Origin of the sequence: Polaribacter sp. KT25b (assembly GCF_900105145.1) — a bacterium.
GTDB lineage: Bacteria > Bacteroidota > Bacteroidia > Flavobacteriales > Flavobacteriaceae > Polaribacter.
This window is the reverse complement of record NZ_LT629752.1, coordinates 2,051,856-2,071,739: the sequence shown is the minus strand read 5'-3', so window position 1 is coordinate 2,071,739 and position 19,884 is coordinate 2,051,856. Positions and strand designations below refer to the sequence as shown.

Sequence of the window (19,884 nt, the reverse complement as noted above, 5' to 3'; positions counted from 1 at the left end):
CAAATATCTAAAAACCTACTAAAATAACTGTTGTTTTTACTAGATATTGTTTATAAAATATCTAATTGAATATTTTCTTTTATAAAACGCTCAATTCTAAACTCTAACCATTTATTTTCATTTGGTTTAAAAGAAGTCATAAAACCACAATGACCACCATATTTTGTTTCTTCAAAAAAGAAAAAATTTGAGTTTTCTGCTTCTTCATAAGGGTAACAATCTCTTGATAAGAAACTATCGTCTTTTGCATTAATAAGCAAAGTTGGCTTTTTTATATTTGAAAGATATTGTTTAGAACTTGCTTTTTCCCAATAATCTTCTGGATTTTTAAAACCAAAAACAGGTACAGTATATAAATGTTCTAGATGTTTAAATTTTGTAGCTTTAGAGAGTTTATCTTGATCTAATTTGTATTCTGGAAATTTATAAGATTTTTCTAATATTTTGTTTTTCATTGTTTTAAAAAACATCTCCATATACAACTTGTTTTTAAATTTATCCATTTCAATTTCTGCCGATCCAATATCTATTGGAACTGAAACTGCAATTGCACCTTTAATTATTGGCGAAATATTTTCACCTTTTTCACCAATATATTTTAACGTTAAATTGCCTCCTAAACTAAAACCAGCAATTATAATATTTTTATACTTGTAATTTTCTAATAAATAATTTACTACAAAATCTACATCTTCTGTTTTTCCACTGTGATATGTAGAAAGGAGTAAATTATCCTCTCCACTGCAACCTCTTAAATTAAAACAAACGGTATCTATGCCTTTATTTTTTAAATGATTGACGTTCGAAGCCATATATTTAGAATTAGAACTACCTTCTAAACCATGAATTAATACAACTATTGTTTTAGAACCAACAAAAGTAAAATCTAAATCAAAAAAATCATGATCCCAAGTTGAAACCCTTTTTCTAGTGTAGGTTGCTTTATCTTTCATGAAAAGTGGCCTGAAAGTAGTGTTAAAATAACCGTTTCTAAAAGGAATTGTAGGTAGAAAATCTGAAGAAAAAACTGGCATAGGTTTTTATTTTATACAAATATGACAAAAAAATAACTATTTAGAAAATTAGCTAATTTTGAATGCTTATTTTAGCGGTTGAAAAATTATTTTATATGGCAGTAGGGGAGAAAATTCCAAATTACATAACTTTAGGAAATTTATTTTCTGGAACAGTTGCAGCAATTTTTGCTGTTGAAGGAGATTTTAAAACGGCAGGAATCTTTGTACTTGTAGGAATTATTTTTGATTTTTTTGATGGTTTTGTTGCACGATTATTAAATGTTTCTGGAGAGCTAGGAAAACAATTAGATTCCTTAGCAGACATGGTTACAAGCGGTGTTGTGCCGGGTATTATTATGTTTAAATTAATACAAAATAATTTAATTGCAGATAATCTTTTTGAAGAAAAAACAGCACAAATATTAGATGTACAGTTAATAGGTTTAATATTAACATTAGCAGCTTGTTATAGGTTGGCGCGTTTTAATTTAGATACACGACAAACAGAATCTTTTATTGGGTTACCTACACCTGCTATGTGTTTATTTGTAGTTTCTTTACCGTTAATACAAATGGAAACTGACATAGAATTTGTTAAAGATTTGATAAGTAATAATTACTTTTTAATTGCTTTAACTTGGTTTTTAAGTTTTTTAATGAATGTAGAAATGCATTTGTTTTCTTTAAAATTCAAAGACTATTCTTTTAAAAATAATTATGTTAAATACGCATTTCTTTTAGCATCTGTTTTGTTAATGTTTACTTTAAATTTTCTTGCTGTCCCATTAATTATTATATTGTACATTATTTTATCAGTAGTAAAAAAAAGATTTTTGTAAATTATAATACAAATGAAATCAGCTAAAATCCCCCATAATGAAAAAGAAAGGTTAGCAGTTTTAAAAGAATATTCAATTTTAGACACTTTACCAGAAGAAGAATATGATGCTATAACCAAAATAGCTTCTGGTATTTGTAATACGCAAATAGCACTAGTATCTATAGTTGATAAAGATAGACAATGGTTTAAATCTGCTCATGGTGTAAATGCAACAGAAACTCCAAGAGATATTGCTTTTTGCGCCCACAGTATTTTAAATCCAGATGAATTATTTATAATTAATGACGCTACAAAAGATGATCGTTTTTTTGATAATCCTTTAACGATAAATGAACCTAATGTTGTTTTTTACGCTGGTGCTCCTTTAAATAGTACAGAAGGCTATCCTTTAGGAACTTTATGTGTTATTGATAATAAGCCAAAAGTACTTACAGAAAATCAAAAAGAATCTTTAGTATTACTTTCAAAACAAGTAGTAAGACTTCTAGAATTAAGAAAAAAGAATAAAGAACTTGAAGCCTCTAATTTAAAAGTAAAAAAATTAAATGAGCAATTAAATAATTTTGCTTTTAGATTAACGCACGATTTAAAATCGCCAATTAATGGCGTTCATTTTTTGTTAAATGTTTTAAAAGAAGATCATTTAGCACTTTTTAAAAATACAGAAGCAGAAGAACATTTAAGTTTAATTTCTGATAGAATTCTTTACATAGATGATTTAATAAACGAGATTTTAAATTACTCTAAAGTAACTAGCGAAAATATTATTTACGAAAACTTTAATATTAAAATACTTTTAGATACAATTATAAATAATATTGATTTTGAAAATAAAATTACTTTAGAAGCTAATAATTTAGATTTAGAAATTTTTAGTTCTAAAATAGGACTTTTACAAGTTTTTCAAAATTTGATATCTAATTCTAGAAAATTCTGTGATGAAGAAAAATCTATAATTTCAGTAAATTTTAAAGAAGATGCTGATAAGTATTATTTTACTTACGAGGATAATGGCCCAGGAATTGAAGAAAAATATTGGGATAAAGTATTTGCATTATTTGAAACTTTAGGAAGTTCAAAAAATACAAATAATACAGGAATTGGTTTAGCCACTGTAAAAGCTATTATTAAAAGATTAGGAGGTAAAATTAATTTAAAGAAAAGAGCAGATGAGAAAAAAGGAGTTTGTTTCTATTTTTATATTTATAAGAAAAAAACGAATTAAAACTTTAGTTAGTTTAACACAATGTTTAAATCGATAAGAACTTTTATTGGAGCAAAAAATTTTGAAACATCAAAAAACTTTTATAAAGATGTAGGTTTTATAGAAACTATTTTATCAGATAATTTATCTTATTTTAAGATTGATGAAAAATTAGGTTTTTATCTACAAAAAGCTTTTGTAAAAGATTGGATAGATAATTCTATGCTGTTTCTAGAAGTGGAAGATCTAGAATCTTATTTTAATATAATTAAAGAAAAAAATCTTATAGAAAAATATACAAAAGTTAAATTATCTAAAATTGTATATAATGATTGGGGAAAAGAATTCTTTTTGCATGATCCATCTGGAATTCTTTGGCATTTTGGTAATTTTAAGGAGTAAAAAATTTCTTCTTTTTTAGCTCAAAGTCTTTTCCTAAATATACTTTACGAACCATTTCATCTGCAGCTAATTCCTCTGGAGTTCCTTCTTTTAAGATACTTCCATTATACATTAAATAAGTTTTATCTGTAATAGCTAAAGTTGCTTGTACATCATGATCTGTAATTAAAATACCTATATTTTTGTTTTTTAATTGAGCAACAATACTTTGTATATCTTCTACAGCAATAGGGTCTACACCGGCAAAAGGTTCATCTAATAAAATAAAATTAGGGTTTGAAGCTAAACAACGCGCAATTTCTGTTCTACGTCTTTCTCCACCAGAAAGTAAATCTCCTCTATTTTTACGAACATGACCAATATTAAACTCTTCGATTAAAGATTCTAATTCTATTTTTTGTTCTTTTTTAGATAAATTAGTGAATTGTAAAACAGACAAAATATTTTCTTCTACAGATAGTTTTCGAAAAACAGAAGCCTCTTGAGCTAAATAACCAATACCTTTTTGTGCACGTTTGTACATGGCATCATTAGTTATATCTTCATCATTTAAAAAAATACGTCCAAAATTTGGTTTAATCATACCAACAATCATATAAAAAGAAGTTGTTTTACCTGCCCCATTAGGACCTAAAAGACCAATAATTTCGCCTTGTTTAACTTCTAAAGAAATGTCTTGTACAACTTTTCTACTCCCGTAAATTTTTTCAATTTTTTCTGCTCTTAAAATCATATATTATAAATATGTGTAATTGTAGATTGTGTAAAAGTAATAAATTATGTTTTTTTAAATCTTAATAGATTCATAACATTTATTATTTTACTAATTACTCATTTTCTAACGCTTCCCAATACTCAACTGCTCTTCTTAAATGAGGTATAACAATTGTACCACCAACTAAGGTAGCTATAGACATTGTTTCCATCATTTCTGCTTTTGTTACGCCGTTTTTGTGTGCAGTTTCTAAATGATATGCTATACAATCATCACATCTTAAAACTGCGGATGCCACTAAGCCTAACAATTCTTTTGTTTTTACTGGCAAATGCCCTTCTGAAAAAGCATTTGTATCTAAATTAAAAATTCGTTTAACTATTTTATTATCAGAAGCTAAAATTTTATCGTTCATTTTTTGACGATACTCATTAAACTCTTGGACTTTAGTTGGCATTTTTTTGCTGGTTTTTGATAACTCTTCTTGAAACTTTAATGCTTATTTCGTATAAAATAAGAATTGGTATTGCTACAATAACTTGACTAGCAACATCTGGTGGTGTTATAATTGCCGCTGCAATTAAAACAATTACTAGCGCATGTTTTCTGTATTTTTTTAAAAATTCTGGTGTAATTAATCCAATTTTGGTTAAAAAATAAATTAGAACGGGTAATTCAAATAAAATTGAAACTCCAAGTAACATATTGGTAATTAATCCTATATGAGATTCTAAAGTGAAGCTATTTACAATGGCATCAGAAATTTGATAATTATATAAAAATTGTACAGATATTGGTGCAATTACATAAAAACTAAATACGACTCCTATAAAGAATAAGAAAGATGCAATAAAAATAAATCCTCTAGATTTATTTATTTCACTTTTTGTTAATCCGGGTGAAACAAAACGCCAAAATTCCCATAAAATATAAGGGAAAGAAGCTATAAACCCTAAAATTAAAGAAGACCAAATGGAGTTCATTAATTGTGATGTTACTTCGATACTTTGTAATTTTTTATCAGCAAAATTAATATGACAGAATTCACTATCCATTCCAAAAAAGTTAAAAAAATCGCAAAATAATTGATATGTTATAAAATCTGGTTGTATGTGAGCTAGTAAAAAGTTGTTGTAAACTTCTTCTGCAAAAATAAAAAAGACAATTGCTAAAATAAATATTGCTGAAACGCCTCTTACTAAATGCCATCTTAATTCTTCTAAGTGCCCTAAAAAGGACATTTCTTTTTGTGTTTCTGCCATTAGAAAATTCCTTCTTTAATTAAATCATGTAAATGTACAACACCTACATAGTTATTATTATCATCTTTTACTAAAATTTGAGTAATACTATTATTTTCTAAAGCATCTAAAGCTTCAATTGCCATTGCATCTTTATGAATAGATTTTGGGTTTTTACCCATAATATCTTTGGCTTTAAAATTACTTATTTCTGTTGTTTTACTTAACATTCGTCTAATATCTCCATCAGTAATAATACCAACAATTTTATCATCTTTTAAAACAGCTGTTACTCCTAAACGTTTTTCAGAAATTTCTATAATTACTTTAGCTATTGAATCATTTTCTAAAACTTTAGGTAGTTCATTATTTGTTGTTAAATCAGAAACTTTCAAGTATAAACGTTTTCCTAAAGCACCACCTGGATGATATTTTGCAAAATCTTTACTTGTAAAACCTTTTAATTCTAATAAACAAACAGCAAGAGCATCACCCATAACTAATTGTGCAGTTGTACTAGTTGTTGGTGCTAAATTGTTAGGGCAAGCTTCTTTTTCTACAAAAGTATTTAAAGGAAAATCTGCATTTTTTCCTAAAAAGGAATCAGTATTTCCTGTGATTGCAATTATTTTATTTCCATAATTCTTTATTAACGGAACTAAAACTTTTATTTCTGGAGTATTTCCACTTTTAGAAATGCAAATAACTACATCGTCTTTTAAAACGTTTCCTAAATCTCCATGAATAGCATCTGCAGCATGCATAAAAACAGCTGGAGTTCCTGTTGAGTTAAAGGTTGCAACAATTTTTGTGGCAATATTTGCGCTTTTGCCAATACCTGTTACAATTACTCTTCCTTTAGATTTATAGATATATTTAACAGCATTTTCAAATGCAGAATCTATAAAATTTGCTAAATTAGCAATAGCTTTGCTTTCTGCTAAAATTGTTTTTTTGGCATTGGCAATAATGTTAGGTTTATCTTTCAAGCTTTATGTTTTTATCAGAATAAAAAAAAGTTATATCTTTATATAAAGAAAACGAGCAAATTTACTACAAAAAAAAGTTTCTTGAAACTATATAGTAATCGGTTTTGGTTTCTTTATTTATAATTGAAAATTAATATATATGGATTTACATAGCCCTCTTAAAAAGTTTTTTGGATTTAATAAGTTTAAAGGACTGCAAGAGCAAGTTATTAAAAGTATCGTAAATAACGAAAACACTTTTGTAATAATGCCAACAGGTGGTGGTAAGTCACTTTGCTATCAACTACCAGCTTTAATGGCAGAAGGAACAGCTATTGTTGTTTCTCCTTTAATTGCATTGATGAAAAATCAAGTAGATGCAATTAGAGGTATTTCTGAGCATAATGGAGTTGCTCATGTTTTAAATTCTTCTTTAAATAAAACTGAAGTTGCTCAAGTAAAAGAAGATATTACTAACGGAATTACAAAACTCTTGTATGTTGCGCCAGAATCTTTAATTAAAGAAGAATATGTTGCTTTTTTAAGAAATCAAAAAATTTCTTTTGTAGCTATTGATGAGGCTCATTGTATATCAGAATGGGGTCATGATTTTAGACCAGAATATAGAAATTTAAAACACATAATTAAAGCTATTGATAGCGTTCCGGTAATTTGTTTGACAGCAACTGCTACAGAAAAAGTACAAGAAGATATTTTAAAAACTTTAGGTATTACAGATGCAAATAGATTTAAAGCTTCTTTTAATAGAGCAAATTTGTTTTATGAAGTTAGACCAAAAACGAAAGAAGTTGAAAAAGATATTATTCGTTTTGTAAAACAAAGAGAAGGGAAATCTGGAATTATTTATTGTTTAAGTAGAAAAAAAGTTGAGGAAGTTGCTCAAATTTTACAAGTAAATGGTATAAAGGCAGTTCCTTATCATGCAGGTTTAGATGCTAAAACAAGAGTAAAACATCAAGATATGTTTTTGATGGAAGACTGTGATGTTGTTGTTGCAACGATTGCTTTTGGAATGGGAATTGATAAACCAGATGTTCGTTTTGTAATTCATCATGATATTCCGAAAAGTTTAGAAAGTTATTATCAAGAAACAGGTAGAGCAGGTAGAGATGATGGTGAAGGATATTGTTTGGCTTTTTACGCGTATAAAGACATCGAAAAGTTAGAAAAATTTATGTCTAGTAAACCAGTTGCAGAACAAGAAATTGGTCATGCATTATTACAAGAAGTGGTTGGTTATGCAGAAACTTCTATGAATAGGCGTAAATATTTATTGCATTATTTTGGAGAAGAATTTGATGATGTTAATGGAGAAGGAGCAGATATGGATGATAATTCTAGAAATCCGAAGAAAAAACATGAAGCAAAAGAAGATGTTGTTAAATTACTATCTGTAGTAAAAAATACATTACAACAATATAAATCTAAAGAAGTTGTAAACACGTTAATTGGTAAAGAAAATGCATTATTAACTTCTCATAAAACACATTTACAACCTTTTTTTGGTATTGGTAAAGATAAATCTGCCGCTTATTGGATGGCGCTTTTAAGACAAATATTGGTTGTAAATTTTATTAAAAAAGAAATTGAGCAATACGGAGTTATAAAGTTAAATAAAGTAGGAGAAGATTATTTAGAAAATCCAACTTCATTTATGATGACAGAAGATCATTCGTATACAGAAACTGGAGATAATTTAATTATTACTAATTCAAAATCTTCTGGAGGAGCTGCTGATGAAAAACTTATAAAGTTACTAAAAGATTTACGAAAAAGAGTTGCATCTAAACAAGGTGTGCCTCCTTTTGCTGTTTTTCAAGATCCATCTTTAGATGATATGGCTTTAAAATACCCAATGAGTTTAGAAGAACTCTCTAAAGTGCATGGTGTTGGAGAAGGAAAATCTAGAAAGTTTGGTAAAGAATTTGTAAAATTAATTACAACTTATGTTGATGAAAATGATATTTTAAGACCAGATGATTTAATTGTAAAAAGTACTGGTGTTAATTCTGGATTAAAATTATACATTATTCAAAATACAGATAGAAAATTACCATTAGAAGATATTGCTAAGTCAAAAGGTTTAGAAATGAATGAATTAATTAAGGAAATGGAAGTAATTATTTTTTCTGGAACTAAATTAAATATAGATTATGCTTTAGATGATTTATTAGATGAAGATCAGCAAGAAGAAATTCATGATTATTTTATGGAAGCTAGTACAGATAAAATTCAGGTAGCTTTAGATGAATTTGATGGTGATTATGATGAAGAAGAATTGCGTTTAATGAGAATTAAATTTATAAATGAAGTAGCGAATTAGAATTTATATTTTTTATCGATAGCATATTTAACTAGCTCACTACCAGATTTTAGGTCTAGTTTTCGAATCATATTTTTTCTATGTGTATCAACTGTACTTTTTGCTATAAATAATATTTCAGCAATATTTTTAGAAGTATTTCCGTTTGCAATTAAGGTTAAGATTTCTTTTTCTCTATTTGATAAAACAATTTTATCTGTTTTACCAATGGTTACGTTGTCATCAATGTAATTATTCATAAAATTAAAAGCCACATTTGGGTCAAAAAAAGTTTCACCATTTGCTACAGTTTGAATTGCTTTTGAAAGCATTTTAATTCCTGAATTTTTTAAAATATAACCTGTTGCGCCAGCATCTAACATTTGTTTTATTGCATCTGGCTGATCAAACATTGTCATGGCTAAAACATAAATATAGGGATGTTTTTTTTTGATAATTTTGGTAGCTTCAATACCATCCACTCTTGGCATTCTAATATCTGTAAGTACTAATTTTGGTTTTTTTAAATCAACTAATTTTACAAGATCTTCTCCATTATTTGCAGTTGCGATAAAGCTAATTTCATCACTATATTCAAAAAAAGATTGTACACCATCAATTAACATTTGATGATCTTCTGCCATAATGATTGTGATCATAGTTTTATGTTTTTATAAAAATAAGGTTTTTAAGTAATTAAAAAATCACTATAAATAGGGATTTTAAGAAATAGGAATGTTAATGATTATAGAACTACCTTTTCCTAGTGTAGAATCTATTTCAAAAGTACCCTCTAAATGTGCTACTCTGGTTTCTATAGAATTTATTCCCATACCTTTTTTTAAATTACCTTTTTTAAAATTAAAACCTTTTCCATCATCTTCAATAATAATATTTAGATTTTTATCATATAAAGAAATATTAATGGTTGCGTTTTTTGCTTCTGCATGTTTTATAATATTTGTTATTAGTTCTTGTATAATTCTAAAAACTGTAATTTCTAAACTATTTTTTAAACGTTTGTTTAATCCAAAATCTATAACATCTATCTTAATATTATCTGCAGATGAAATTTTATCAGCCATTAATTTTATAGCAACTAATAAACCTTGATTTGCAATTACTCCTGAGTTTTTTGCATGTGCAATACTTCTAACTTTTATATAAGCTTCATCAATTAAATTTTCTGTTTTATTAAATAATATTTCTGGATCTATTAAATTCTTTTCACAATTAATTTTCAATTTTTCAAAATGTAATTTTAAAGTAGCTAAAACAGAACCTAAATTATCATGTAAATCTTCTGCAATTTGTTTACGTTCTTTTTCTTGACCATCTACCATTGCATTTATGGTCGTAATTTCTTGTTCTTTTAAAAGTGTTAGATTTTTTTGAGTCTCTAATTCTTTTTGTTGCTCAGCAACTTTTCTTTTTTTGTTTGAGTTTTTAAATATTAAAACAGTAATAATACTACTTAGAAAAATAAATAAGAGAGAAGCGATTAAAAAATTATTGGTTTTCTCTTTTTCTATTTTAAGTTGAAGATTTTCTTTTTCTTTTTTTTCTGATTGGTATTTAATTTCTATTTCTTCAACTTTTTCTATTAAAGATTGATTTTTTACAACATTATTTAAAGAATCATACTTTTCTAAAAAGCGTAATGATTCTTTATAGTTTTTAAGTTTTTTATTATTTTCAGATAAATCTTTGTAAAGTTTAATTTCAAGCTCTGGAAACGGATCTAGTTTAATGTATTTTAGAGAAGTTTGGAGCTCTTTATTTTCTTGGTTTAAATTATTTTTTCTTGAGGCAATAAGAGATAGGTCGTAATGGATAAAAGCTAGGTTCCTTTTTGATGTATATTCGTTAATAGCTTTTTGGTTATAATAAAAAGCAGAATCTACATTATTAAAATATTTTAAATAAATAGAACCTATATTTTGTAGTGTTGTGTTTCTTGAAATATTTCTTTGTTTATAATTTAAGGATTTTTTAAAATTTTCAAGTGAATTTTTGGGATTATTGTTTTTATCATAATAAACACCTAGACTATTGTAAGCACTGCTTATCTTGTATTCATTACCAGTTTTTTTAGCTATCTCTAAGTAATCGTTTAAATATTTTAATTCTTTACTTGTGTTATTTGATAAGCGATAAATCGTGGCTAAACCTTGATATATGTTTGCTAATTCTGAAGAGTATTTTATTTTATCTTTTTCAAAAAATGAAAGTGATTTTGTAAAATAAATTGTTGCTGAATCAATTTTGTTCTCTGCTTTAAATAAGTATCCTTTAGAGGTAAAATATTGGTTTAAATTTTCATAATTAAGTTTGTCCTTATATTTCTCAATTCTATTTAAAACGATATAACAGTTGTCGTAATTTTTTTTTAAATAATGATAATAAAAATCATTGATATCTATTATTAAGTATTTATCATTTTTATTAAATTTTTTTTTATTATTATTTAAAAAAGATTTTATTTTACTAAAATTTCTTTGTCTTATATGTTTTGATATTGAATCATATAAATTTTTATTTTCTGGTAAAACTTGAGAAAAAATAGCTTTACCAGAAAATAATAATAAAAATAGTAAAATATTATATTTCATTAATCTTACTTTTCTTCCTCTTCTATAGGGTATTCGCCTAAACTAATTGATGTTGGAGCAAATGGAGGATATTCTTCATAAGGATCGGTTATTGTAGTAGTACCTTTAATTATTAATAAATTTTCAGTTAAACTTTCTGCTTTTAATTTATTATTGTTTTGGAGTAAGACAGTAATTTTATCAATTGAATCTTCTTTAGTAATAAGATCTTTACAAGTTTCACTAACATTAAAAACTATATGTGACATTGTATTTTTATCATTACCATTATTATTTAAAGCATTTATATCTATAATTATACTTAAAATATTATCCTTAAACTCACACTTGATATTTGAAATTTTTTTACTTCCTGCTGATAAATATTCTATTGAAATATAAGAGTTGCCATTTTTTATATTATCTAAAAGTTGAACTCTAGGAGAATATAATCTATAAAGAATTTCTTGTTCTTCAGGTTCAGAAGGCCTATTTAGATATGTTCTTTTTCCTATCTTATTATGTATACAAGCATATTCTTTAGGATCTAAATTTTTAAAATTAGTTTTTTTCATTTTTTTTTATTTTTAAGTTAGTTGGTTAGTAATATCTCAAATATCCAAAAAAGATATAAGTATACATATACCTACAAGTAGGTATATTTTCAACTATAAATATAAGAAAAAACTATAAAGTAAAGATAGTAAGTAAAATACCTAAAAGGATAGCTGTAAATTTTTGCAAATTAAATTTATGATTTTCTGAACTTTCAAAAAGAATAATTGTAGAAATATGTAGGAAAACACCAATAATTAAAGCAGTAATTTCTGATCCATAAGTTGTGAAAAACGGAATTTTATCACCAACTAAAACACCTAAAGGACTCATTAATCCGAAGAAAAACAGAAAACCAAAAACTGTTTTTTTTGTATATTTTGTGTTGATTAAAAATGTAGTTAATACAATGGCAATTGGTATTTTATGCACAACAATTGCCCATAATAAATTACTATCAGAATTATGAATTGGCAATCCTTCAGAAAAAGCATGCAAACATAAACTTACAAAAAGTAAGGCTGGAAACTTTTTCCCATCAGTGTGAATATGAATGTGACCATGTTCTGCACCCTTAGAAAATGACTCTAAAACCGATTGTAAAAGAATACCAATTAATATAAAAATACCTATTGATTTATGATTAGAATTTATAGTGTAAACTTCTGGTAATAAATGTAAAACTGTTACAGATAACAGGTAAGCACCACTAAAAGCTAATAGTAAACGTACAATTTTATTACTTGGTTTTATTATAAAAACCAACAAAGAACCTATTAAAACTGATAAAACTAATAAGATATAATTCACTTTGCAACTAATATTAATCTATTTGATGTTTGTGCATTAAAATTAGATAAATTATAATCACCAAAAATAGCAGTGATTGTAAAACCAACTTTTTCAAAATATTTTTTCATTTTCTCAATATCCAAATACTTTACTCTTTCTATGTATTTATGATTTTCTTCATCTGCAAAAAAAGAAATATTTTTTATGATAAAATTATTTTTAATTTCTCTTGTAATATTAAAAGTAATATCGTCTACAATTTTAGTTTCTTTTGTAACTAGTGTGTTTTTTACAAATGTTGCATTTAAAAAATCGAACACAAAAACACCATCTTTTTTCAATCCGTTTTTAATATTTTGTAAAATTAAAATATCTTCATCATCATCTTCAAAATAACCAAAACTTGTAAATAAATTAAAGACTGCATTGTATCTATTTTTAAAGGGTTTACGCATATCATGAACACTAAAATTTAAAGTATCATTTTCAAATTGTTTAGCATATTCAATACTGTTTTCAGATAAATCTCCACCAGTAACTTTGTATCCTAAAGAATTTAAAAAAACCGAATGTCGTCCTTTACCACAAGGTAAATCTAAAATATGAGTTATTTTTGGCAATGCTAAAAAAGTAGTTATATTTTTCATAAATAACTGTGCTTCCTTATAATTTCTTTCCTTATATAACACATGATAATAAGGTGTGTTAAACCAATCTGTAAACCAATCTTTTTTTTTCATCTCTATAAAATTGCAATAACTAGGTGTTTAATAAAATAATTATATTGATTGATATTGGTTTTTTTTTGTAAAATACTCATTGTGAAATTTAAGTCTGTAAAAGTAACTAAAACTTACGTTTTTCTAAACTTGTTTTTAGTTTACTTTTATTGTTACATTATTGTAAAATTAATTCGTTGCTAAATTGTTCTTTTAATTCATTGTTTCAGTGTATTTTTGCAGTCAATTTTACAAGTATGAATAAAGATTTTAAAATGGTGGCAACCACCATGTTTGGTTTAGAAAGCATTTTAGCAGAAGAGTTAAAAAATTTAGGTGCAAAAGACGTTCAAGAATCAATAAGAAGCGTTTCTTTTAAGGGCGATGAAGGTTTTATGTATAAAGCAAATATTGCTTTAAGAACTGCAATTCGTATTTTAAAACCAATAAAAGTTACTAAAATTTACGATGAAGAAGATTTATACGACACTGTAAAAAAGATAAAATGGGAAAAATATTTAGATATCGATGGCACTTTTGCAATTGGTGCTGTTTCTAATTCTAAAAATTTACCAAATCATTCTCATTACATTGCTTTAAAATCTAAAGATGCAATTGCAGATTATTTTAGAGATAATTTTGGGAAAAGACCAGATGTAGATCTAGATTATCCAGATTTAAAAATTCACATTCATATTAACAAAGATCTTCTAACCATTTCTTTAGATTCTTCGGGCGATTCTTTGCACAAACGTGGTTATAGAACGGCAACTAATATTGCGCCAATTAATGAAGTTTTAGCAGCAGGAATGATTTTACTTTCTGGTTATAGAGGCGATGAAAACTTTATAGATCCAATGTGTGGTTCTGGTACAATTTTAATAGAAGCAGCAATGATTGCCAATAATATTCCTGCTAATATTAATAGAAAACGTTTTGGTTTTGAAAGCTGGAAAGATTATGATGAGGATTTATATTTTACAATTCAAGACTCTTTATTAAAGAAAATTAGAAGTTCTCATTTTAAAATTATGGGCTTTGATAAAGCGCCTTCTGCAATTGTTAAAGCAAATGCAAATATAAAAGAAGCAAATTTAGATGAGTTTATTGGCGTGCATCATGTTAACTTTTTTAACTCTACAAAAGAGGTTTTTGGTAAAACAACAATTTTATTTAATCCGCCTTATGGTGAGCGTTTAAATGTTGATACTCAAGAGTTTTATAAAAAAATTGGTGATACTTTAAAACATAATTATCCAGATTCTACAGCCTGGTTTATTACTTCAGATATACCAGCTTTAAAACATGTTGGTTTACGAACGTCAAAAAGAATCGATTTACGAAATGGAGATTTAGATTGTAAGTTTGTAAGATACGATTTATATGAAGGTTCACGTAAATTTAAAAAGAACAATAATAATTTCTGTTCTAAAGAAGAGTAGTTTTTTTTGAAGCTTTTTCCTGCTTGGAATTTATATTGAGCGAAGTCGAAATGCTATATCTTTTATAAATAAGATTTCTGTTAGCATAGAATTCTTATTTATAAAAAGGATGCCGTTTCAATCACGGCTAAGCTTTTTTACAGGCTTTATTAATTGTTTAAAACGAATTTTTTTTTGTGAAATTGCCCAATTTTAAGGTAAAAAAAAATGAAGTTAAGAATCAATTTTAAATTTTCTTAACTTCACTTATTTCAATAATAATTTTATGCTTTTAATACAGCTTCAATCCATTCTTTAGGATTTTCTAACATTGGGTAATGTCCACATTTTTCAATCCAATGAATGTTGTTACCATCAAATTTTTCGGTTAGAGGTTCAAGTTTTTCAACAGTATTAATGACATCTTTTCTTCCTAAAACTAATTTTAAAGGAACTTTATTTTCTTTTAATGCAGCAATCCATCTATTCCAAAAAATATTGCGTTCTCTTACATAATTATCTGCAAAATTAATTACGTCTCTACCTTTATTTAGTTCTAATTGATACCACATTTCTCTTAGTTCTTCATCGGCTATTTTACTATCATCACAGAAAACTCCTTTAATTGTTTTTTTATAAATACCAAAAGAAGCTACCATTGCTATAAGTTTTTTAGCAACTTGTTGCTTTAAACTTTTATGATAATCTAAAAAATACGAGTGGTATATTGGCATGTTACTATTGCAAAATATATAATTTTCTATTGGTGTGTTTATTAGAGAATAATTTTGTCTAGCTATAATTTCTTGCGCAATTTCTGTTCCGTAATCATGTGCAAATATTGTAATATTGGTTAAATCCAATAATCTACATAATTCTAAAACATAATCTGTTTGATCTATAATTGTAAAATATTGTTTGTCTAATTTTTCAGAAAATCCAAATCCTATAAAATCGAGTAAAACAACTCTATAATGTTTACTTAATTCTGGTAAAACTTTATAATAATCATAAGAAGAAGTAAGGTAACCATGCAGAATTACCAAGGTTTTTTTATGAGTTCCAATATCAATAGTAAAAATTTCTTTATCAAAAACAGGTATTAAATTTCCTTTTTTTTCCCATTCACTAGAAGTCATAACTATGGCATTGTCATTTAGAGAATCCATAATTATTAAATTTTAGATTTATTAATATTAAAAACTAAATTCAACCAATTTGTTGGGTTTTCTAATATAGAAAAGTGTCTTTCATTTTCAATCCACTCTAAATTCTCATTAATATTTTCTGTTGCTAAAACAATAGCAATCTCTTTAATGGCAACTGGATCACTTTTTTCCCATACAATTTTTATCGGAATTTCAGATTCTTTTAAAGCTTCTGTCCATCTATGCCAAAATGTGTAACGCTCATTAATAAAATTACTTAAAAGATGAATTTCATTTTTACCTTCAGAAGTATCTAATTGATCCCAAACTTTATTAATATCGTAGTTTGTATGAATTTCTGGATTTAAATTTTTGTTTTTAAATTTATCTTTAATTTTTTTAAAACCATAGTTTGTAAGTCTTGCAATATATCTACCTAACTTTTTGTCTTTAAGTAGTTTGTCCATGTTTCTTAAATGCAAATACTCAAGTCTCATGCTACTATTACATAAAAGTATACGTTTTATTTTTAACGGAATAAGGTTATGATTTTTTCTGGCTAAAATTTCTTTTGCAACAGAAGCACCATAATCATGTGCTAAAATAGTAACTTCTTTTAAGCCCATTTTATGCCATAATTGCAAAGCAAAATCTGCTTGATCTATTAAAGAATAGGTGTAAGACTTAGGTTTGTCAGAAAAACCAAAACCTAAATGATCATGAATAATAACTCTATAATGCTTACTTAATTCTGGTAAAATTCTTGAGTAATCGAAAGAAGAAGTTGGGTAACCATGTAAGATTACAATGGTTTGTAGAGATGAACCTTCATCGACAACAAATATTTTTTTATCTGCAATTGTATAAAATTTTCCTCTGCTTTTCCAGTTATCTGCAGTCATAATTTTTGGGGGGTTAATTATTAGCTTTTTTATGTTTTTTTAAATTAAGTGAAAGGTACAAATTAATAATTAATCTCAAATCTTTAAATGTTAAAACTTTAAAAGAATAATAATTTATGGGTTAAACTATTTTTAATAAAGATTTTTAAGTCTTCTATAGCATCTATATTTGAAGTAGAATTTATTCTATTTTGTATATTTTCTTTAAATCCGATTAAATTTTTATCAGCAATTTAAAGAATGTAAAGAGTAATTTCAGTCTCTAATTTGTTCTCTTTAAAGTTATCCAAAGTTTCGATTATTTACGCATAATTATCTTTAGTAGTTAAACTTACAATTTTAACTAAAGTGTTTTTCACAAGATATACGTTTTTAAAAGTTAAATAATAGTCTATAAGTTCTTTTATTTGTTCCATTTGTTTATAATTTCTAATTACAATGTAGTGAATTTTATGTAGTTTTGGCTTATAGTATTTTGGACGAATATCAGTTTGAAAGATTTTGGTTTTTTCTATTGGGTTTATCCCGAAAACTTTTTAAAAGACGACTATTCATTACAATTCTACTTATTTAAATCGTAAAACTACTCGAAGTGACTATGCACTTTATAGACGTAATATTACCAATTCCTATTCAGAAAACATTTACGTATTCTGTAACTGAAGACGAGTTTAATTTTCTGCAAAAAGGAATGCGAGTTGCTGTTTCTTTTGGGAAAACTAAAATGTATACAGGTTTGGTTTTTAACATCCATCAAACTGCACCAGTTTTATACGAAGCCAAAGAAATACATCAAATTTTAGATGAAAAACCAATTGTAAATGAGCTTCAATTAAAACATTGGCAATGGATTGCTAATTATTATATGTGTTCTTTGGGCGATGTTTATAGAGCATCTTTACCATCTGCTTTTTTATTAGAAAGTGAAACTATTATTTATAAAAATGAAGCTTTTTTAGAGGAATCTATTTTAGCTGATGAAGAGTTTTTAATTTTTGAAGCATTACAACATCAATCGCAATTAACAATACATCAAGTTGCAGATATTTTAGGCAAGAAAAAAGTAATGCCAATTGTAAATGAATTGATAAAAAAATCTGCTATATATATTAAGGAAGAGATTTACGAACAATACAAACCCAAATTAGTAAAATATATTCGCTTAAATGCAAATTATTTTGATGATGATTCTCTAGGAAAATTATTAGAAGAATTATCAAGAGCAAAAAAACAACGAGAAGCTGTATTAACTTTTTTTCAATTATCAACAAGTAAAAAGCCAATTAAGGCAAAAGATTTAGAAACAAAAGCACAGGTTTCTCAATCAATTTTAAAGTCTTTGGTTGATAAAAATATCTTTGAGTTTTATCACATTCAAACAGACAGAATTCAGTTTAAAGGCGATACAAATGATTTAAAAGTGTTGAATGAACATCAGCAAAAAGCACTTGTAGAAATTAAAGAAACATTCAAAGAAAAAGATGTTACATTGTTACACGGAATTACAAGTTCTGGAAAAACAGAAGTCTATACAAAACTGATTCAAGACATTTTAGATGAAGGCAAACAAGTGCTATTTTTATTGCCAGAAATTGCTTTAACAACACAAATTATTACACGTTTACAATTTTATTTTGGAGATCAAATTTCTGTTTTTCATTCTAAATATTCTATGAACGAAAGGGTAGAAGTGTGGAATAATGTATCAGAAAATAAAACAAAAGCCCAAATTATTTTAGGCGCAAGATCATCTATCTTTTTACCTTTTTCTAATTTAGGTTTAATTGTTGTTGATGAAGAACATGAAACTTCTTACAAACAATTTGAACCTTCACCTAGATATAATGCGCGAGATTCTGCCATTGTTTTAGCAAAAATTCATCGAGCAAAATTATTATTAGGTTCTGCAACGCCATCTTTAGAAAGTTACTTTAATGCACAACAAAAAAAATATGGTTTTGTAGAATTAAACAGACGTCATGGAAATGTTCAATTACCTAAAATTGAATTAATTGACGTAAAAGAAAAGCATCGGAAAAAAGAAATGAATGGTCATTTTTCTGATAGATTACTAAAGTTAATTCAAGAAGCTTTAGATTTAAAAGAACAAGTAATTTTATTTCAAAATAGACGTGGTTTTTCGCCAGTTGTAGAATGTAAAACATGCGGAGTTTCTCCTCAATGTCCTAATTGCGATGTTACACTTACGTTTCATAAGTTTAGAAACGAATTGCGCTGTCATTATTGCAATTATCAAAGAGCAATGCCAAATAGTTGTGGTGCTTGTGGAAGCAATACTTTAGATACAAAAGGTTTTGGAACAGAGCAAATTGAGTTGGAATTGAAAGAGCTTTTTCCTGATTTTAAAATAGGAAGAATGGATTTAGACACGACTCGTGGAAAATTTGGCTATCAGAAAATAATTGGTGCTTTCGAAGCCAGAGAAATTGATGTTTTAGTTGGTACGCAAATGTTATCAAAAGGATTAGATTTTGAGAATGTTTCGTTAGTTGGTATTATAAATGCAGATTCTATGTTAAATTTCCCAGATTTTAGAGCGCACGAACGTGCTTATGATATGATGGTACAGGTTTCTGGAAGAGCAGGAAGAAGCAAAAAACAAGGAAATGTTGCTATACAAACCTACAATCCTTATCATCAAATATTACAGCAAGTTTCTACGACAAATTATACAGAAATGTATAAAGAACAGTTGCAAGAGCGTTGGCAATATAAGTATCCGCCTTATTATCGATTGATAAAAATTACACTAAAACACAAAGATTATAACAAAGTTGACAGCGGTGTAAATTGGCTTTTTAAATCGTTACACAATTCGTTTGGCGAAAATGTTTTAGGTCCTACAGCACCAGCCGTTTCAAGAATTAGAAATCAGTATATCAAGAATATTGTGATTAAGATTCCGCCAAAACAAAGTTTAGTAAATACAAAAAATCACGTTTCTAAAATTAGAAATTCGTTTGAAGCTGTAAAAGATTTTAGACCAATTCGCTTTATTATAGATGTAGATGCTTATTAAAAAAGT

At 26.6% G+C, this 19,884-nt stretch carries 18 protein-coding genes; 6 read left to right on the top strand and 12 right to left on the bottom strand.

Annotation, left to right across the window (positions count from 1 at the left end):
- Window positions 1-50 precede the first annotated feature (50 nt).
- Window positions 51-1,034 (bottom strand): YheT family hydrolase, encoded by a 984-nt coding sequence (locus BLT70_RS08975; protein ID WP_091893676.1) that lies wholly within the window; start codon window positions 1,032-1,034, stop codon window positions 51-53.
- A gap of 95 nt (window positions 1,035-1,129) precedes the next feature.
- On the opposite strand from BLT70_RS08975, the gene BLT70_RS08970 reads away from it, so the two are divergent.
- The 3 genes from BLT70_RS08970 to BLT70_RS08960 are packed head-to-tail and all read left to right on the top strand — an operon-like array spanning window position 1,130 to window position 3,463.
- Window positions 1,130-1,855: a phosphatidylcholine/phosphatidylserine synthase gene (locus BLT70_RS08970; protein WP_091897562.1), complete on the top strand. Its 726-nt coding sequence runs from the start codon at window positions 1,130-1,132 to the stop codon at window positions 1,853-1,855.
- 12 nt (window positions 1,856-1,867) lie between these two features.
- Window positions 1,868-3,082, top strand: a complete 1,215-nt coding sequence (locus BLT70_RS08965; protein WP_091893674.1) for an ATP-binding protein — start codon at window positions 1,868-1,870, stop codon at window positions 3,080-3,082.
- A gap of 21 nt (window positions 3,083-3,103) precedes the next feature.
- Window positions 3,104-3,463 carry a glyoxalase gene (locus BLT70_RS08960; protein WP_091893672.1) on the top strand — a complete coding sequence of 120 codons (360 nt, stop codon included), beginning with the start codon at window positions 3,104-3,106 and terminating at the stop codon, window positions 3,461-3,463.
- Here the strand turns inward: BLT70_RS08960 and lptB are convergent.
- The 4 genes from lptB to BLT70_RS08940 all read right to left on the bottom strand — a co-directional run bounded on the left by lptB (window position 3,453) and on the right by BLT70_RS08940 (window position 6,408).
- A complete protein-coding gene (gene lptB, locus BLT70_RS08955) occupies window positions 3,453-4,196 on the bottom strand; it encodes an LPS export ABC transporter ATP-binding protein (RefSeq protein ID WP_091893670.1) in 744 nt (247 codons plus the stop codon). The two genes, BLT70_RS08960 and lptB, sit on opposite strands and share 11 nt — an antisense overlap.
- Before the next feature lie 94 nt (window positions 4,197-4,290).
- Window positions 4,291-4,635: a carboxymuconolactone decarboxylase family protein gene (locus BLT70_RS08950; RefSeq protein WP_091893669.1), complete on the bottom strand. Its 345-nt coding sequence runs from the start codon at window positions 4,633-4,635 to the stop codon at window positions 4,291-4,293.
- Window positions 4,625-5,440 carry a twin-arginine translocase subunit TatC gene (tatC, locus tag BLT70_RS08945; protein ID WP_091893667.1) on the bottom strand — a complete coding sequence of 272 codons (816 nt, stop codon included), beginning with the start codon at window positions 5,438-5,440 and terminating at the stop codon, window positions 4,625-4,627. The genes BLT70_RS08950 and tatC overlap by 11 nt, the downstream gene beginning before the upstream one ends.
- Window positions 5,440-6,408, bottom strand: a complete 969-nt coding sequence (locus BLT70_RS08940; protein ID WP_091893665.1) for an SIS domain-containing protein — start codon at window positions 6,406-6,408, stop codon at window positions 5,440-5,442. Before BLT70_RS08940 ends, tatC begins: the two co-directional genes overlap by 1 nt.
- 139 nt (window positions 6,409-6,547) lie before the next feature.
- Here BLT70_RS08940 and BLT70_RS08935 point away from each other — a divergent pair, with 139 nt between their 5' ends.
- Entirely contained in the window at window positions 6,548-8,731 is a 2,184-nt protein-coding gene (locus tag BLT70_RS08935) for an ATP-dependent DNA helicase RecQ (protein WP_091893663.1), read from the top strand.
- On the opposite strand, the gene BLT70_RS08930 is transcribed toward BLT70_RS08935, so the two are convergent.
- The 5 genes from BLT70_RS08930 to BLT70_RS08910 form a co-directional block, all read right to left on the bottom strand.
- Window positions 8,728-9,369: a response regulator transcription factor gene (locus BLT70_RS08930; RefSeq protein WP_172824402.1), complete on the bottom strand. Its 642-nt coding sequence runs from the start codon at window positions 9,367-9,369 to the stop codon at window positions 8,728-8,730. The genes BLT70_RS08935 and BLT70_RS08930 overlap by 4 nt on opposite strands.
- 63 nt (window positions 9,370-9,432) lie before the next feature.
- Window positions 9,433-11,322, bottom strand: a complete 1,890-nt coding sequence (locus BLT70_RS08925) for a tetratricopeptide repeat-containing sensor histidine kinase (RefSeq protein ID WP_091893660.1) — start codon at window positions 11,320-11,322, stop codon at window positions 9,433-9,435.
- A 5-nt stretch (window positions 11,323-11,327) separates the two neighbouring features.
- Window positions 11,328-11,876, bottom strand: coding sequence for a hypothetical protein (locus BLT70_RS08920; protein ID WP_091893658.1), 549 nt, complete (start codon window positions 11,874-11,876; stop codon window positions 11,328-11,330).
- A gap of 112 nt (window positions 11,877-11,988) precedes the next feature.
- The gene (locus BLT70_RS08915; RefSeq protein WP_091893656.1) at window positions 11,989-12,666 is read right to left on the bottom strand and encodes a ZIP family metal transporter; all 678 of its coding nucleotides are present in this window, start codon (window positions 12,664-12,666) and stop codon (window positions 11,989-11,991) included.
- A complete protein-coding gene (locus tag BLT70_RS08910; RefSeq protein WP_091893654.1) occupies window positions 12,663-13,388 on the bottom strand; it encodes a class I SAM-dependent methyltransferase in 726 nt (241 codons plus the stop codon). The genes BLT70_RS08915 and BLT70_RS08910 overlap by 4 nt, the downstream gene beginning before the upstream one ends.
- Before the next feature lie 236 nt (window positions 13,389-13,624).
- Here BLT70_RS08910 and BLT70_RS08905 point away from each other — a divergent pair, with 236 nt between their 5' ends.
- The gene (locus BLT70_RS08905) at window positions 13,625-14,809 is read left to right on the top strand and encodes a class I SAM-dependent RNA methyltransferase (RefSeq protein WP_091893652.1); all 1,185 of its coding nucleotides are present in this window, start codon (window positions 13,625-13,627) and stop codon (window positions 14,807-14,809) included.
- 263 nt (window positions 14,810-15,072) lie between these two features.
- Here the strand turns inward: BLT70_RS08905 and BLT70_RS08900 are convergent, their stop codons facing one another.
- The gene (locus tag BLT70_RS08900; RefSeq protein WP_091893650.1) at window positions 15,073-15,957 is read right to left on the bottom strand and encodes an alpha/beta fold hydrolase; all 885 of its coding nucleotides are present in this window, start codon (window positions 15,955-15,957) and stop codon (window positions 15,073-15,075) included.
- Between the two features lie 5 nt (window positions 15,958-15,962).
- Window positions 15,963-16,838 carry an alpha/beta hydrolase gene (locus BLT70_RS08895; RefSeq protein ID WP_091893648.1) on the bottom strand — a complete coding sequence of 292 codons (876 nt, stop codon included), beginning with the start codon at window positions 16,836-16,838 and terminating at the stop codon, window positions 15,963-15,965.
- A 598-nt stretch (window positions 16,839-17,436) separates the two neighbouring features.
- On the opposite strand from BLT70_RS08895, the gene priA reads away from it, so the two are divergent.
- Window positions 17,437-19,878: a primosomal protein N' gene (gene priA, locus BLT70_RS08890; protein ID WP_091893646.1), complete on the top strand. Its 2,442-nt coding sequence runs from the start codon at window positions 17,437-17,439 to the stop codon at window positions 19,876-19,878.
- Window positions 19,879-19,884: the final 6 nt, after the last annotated feature.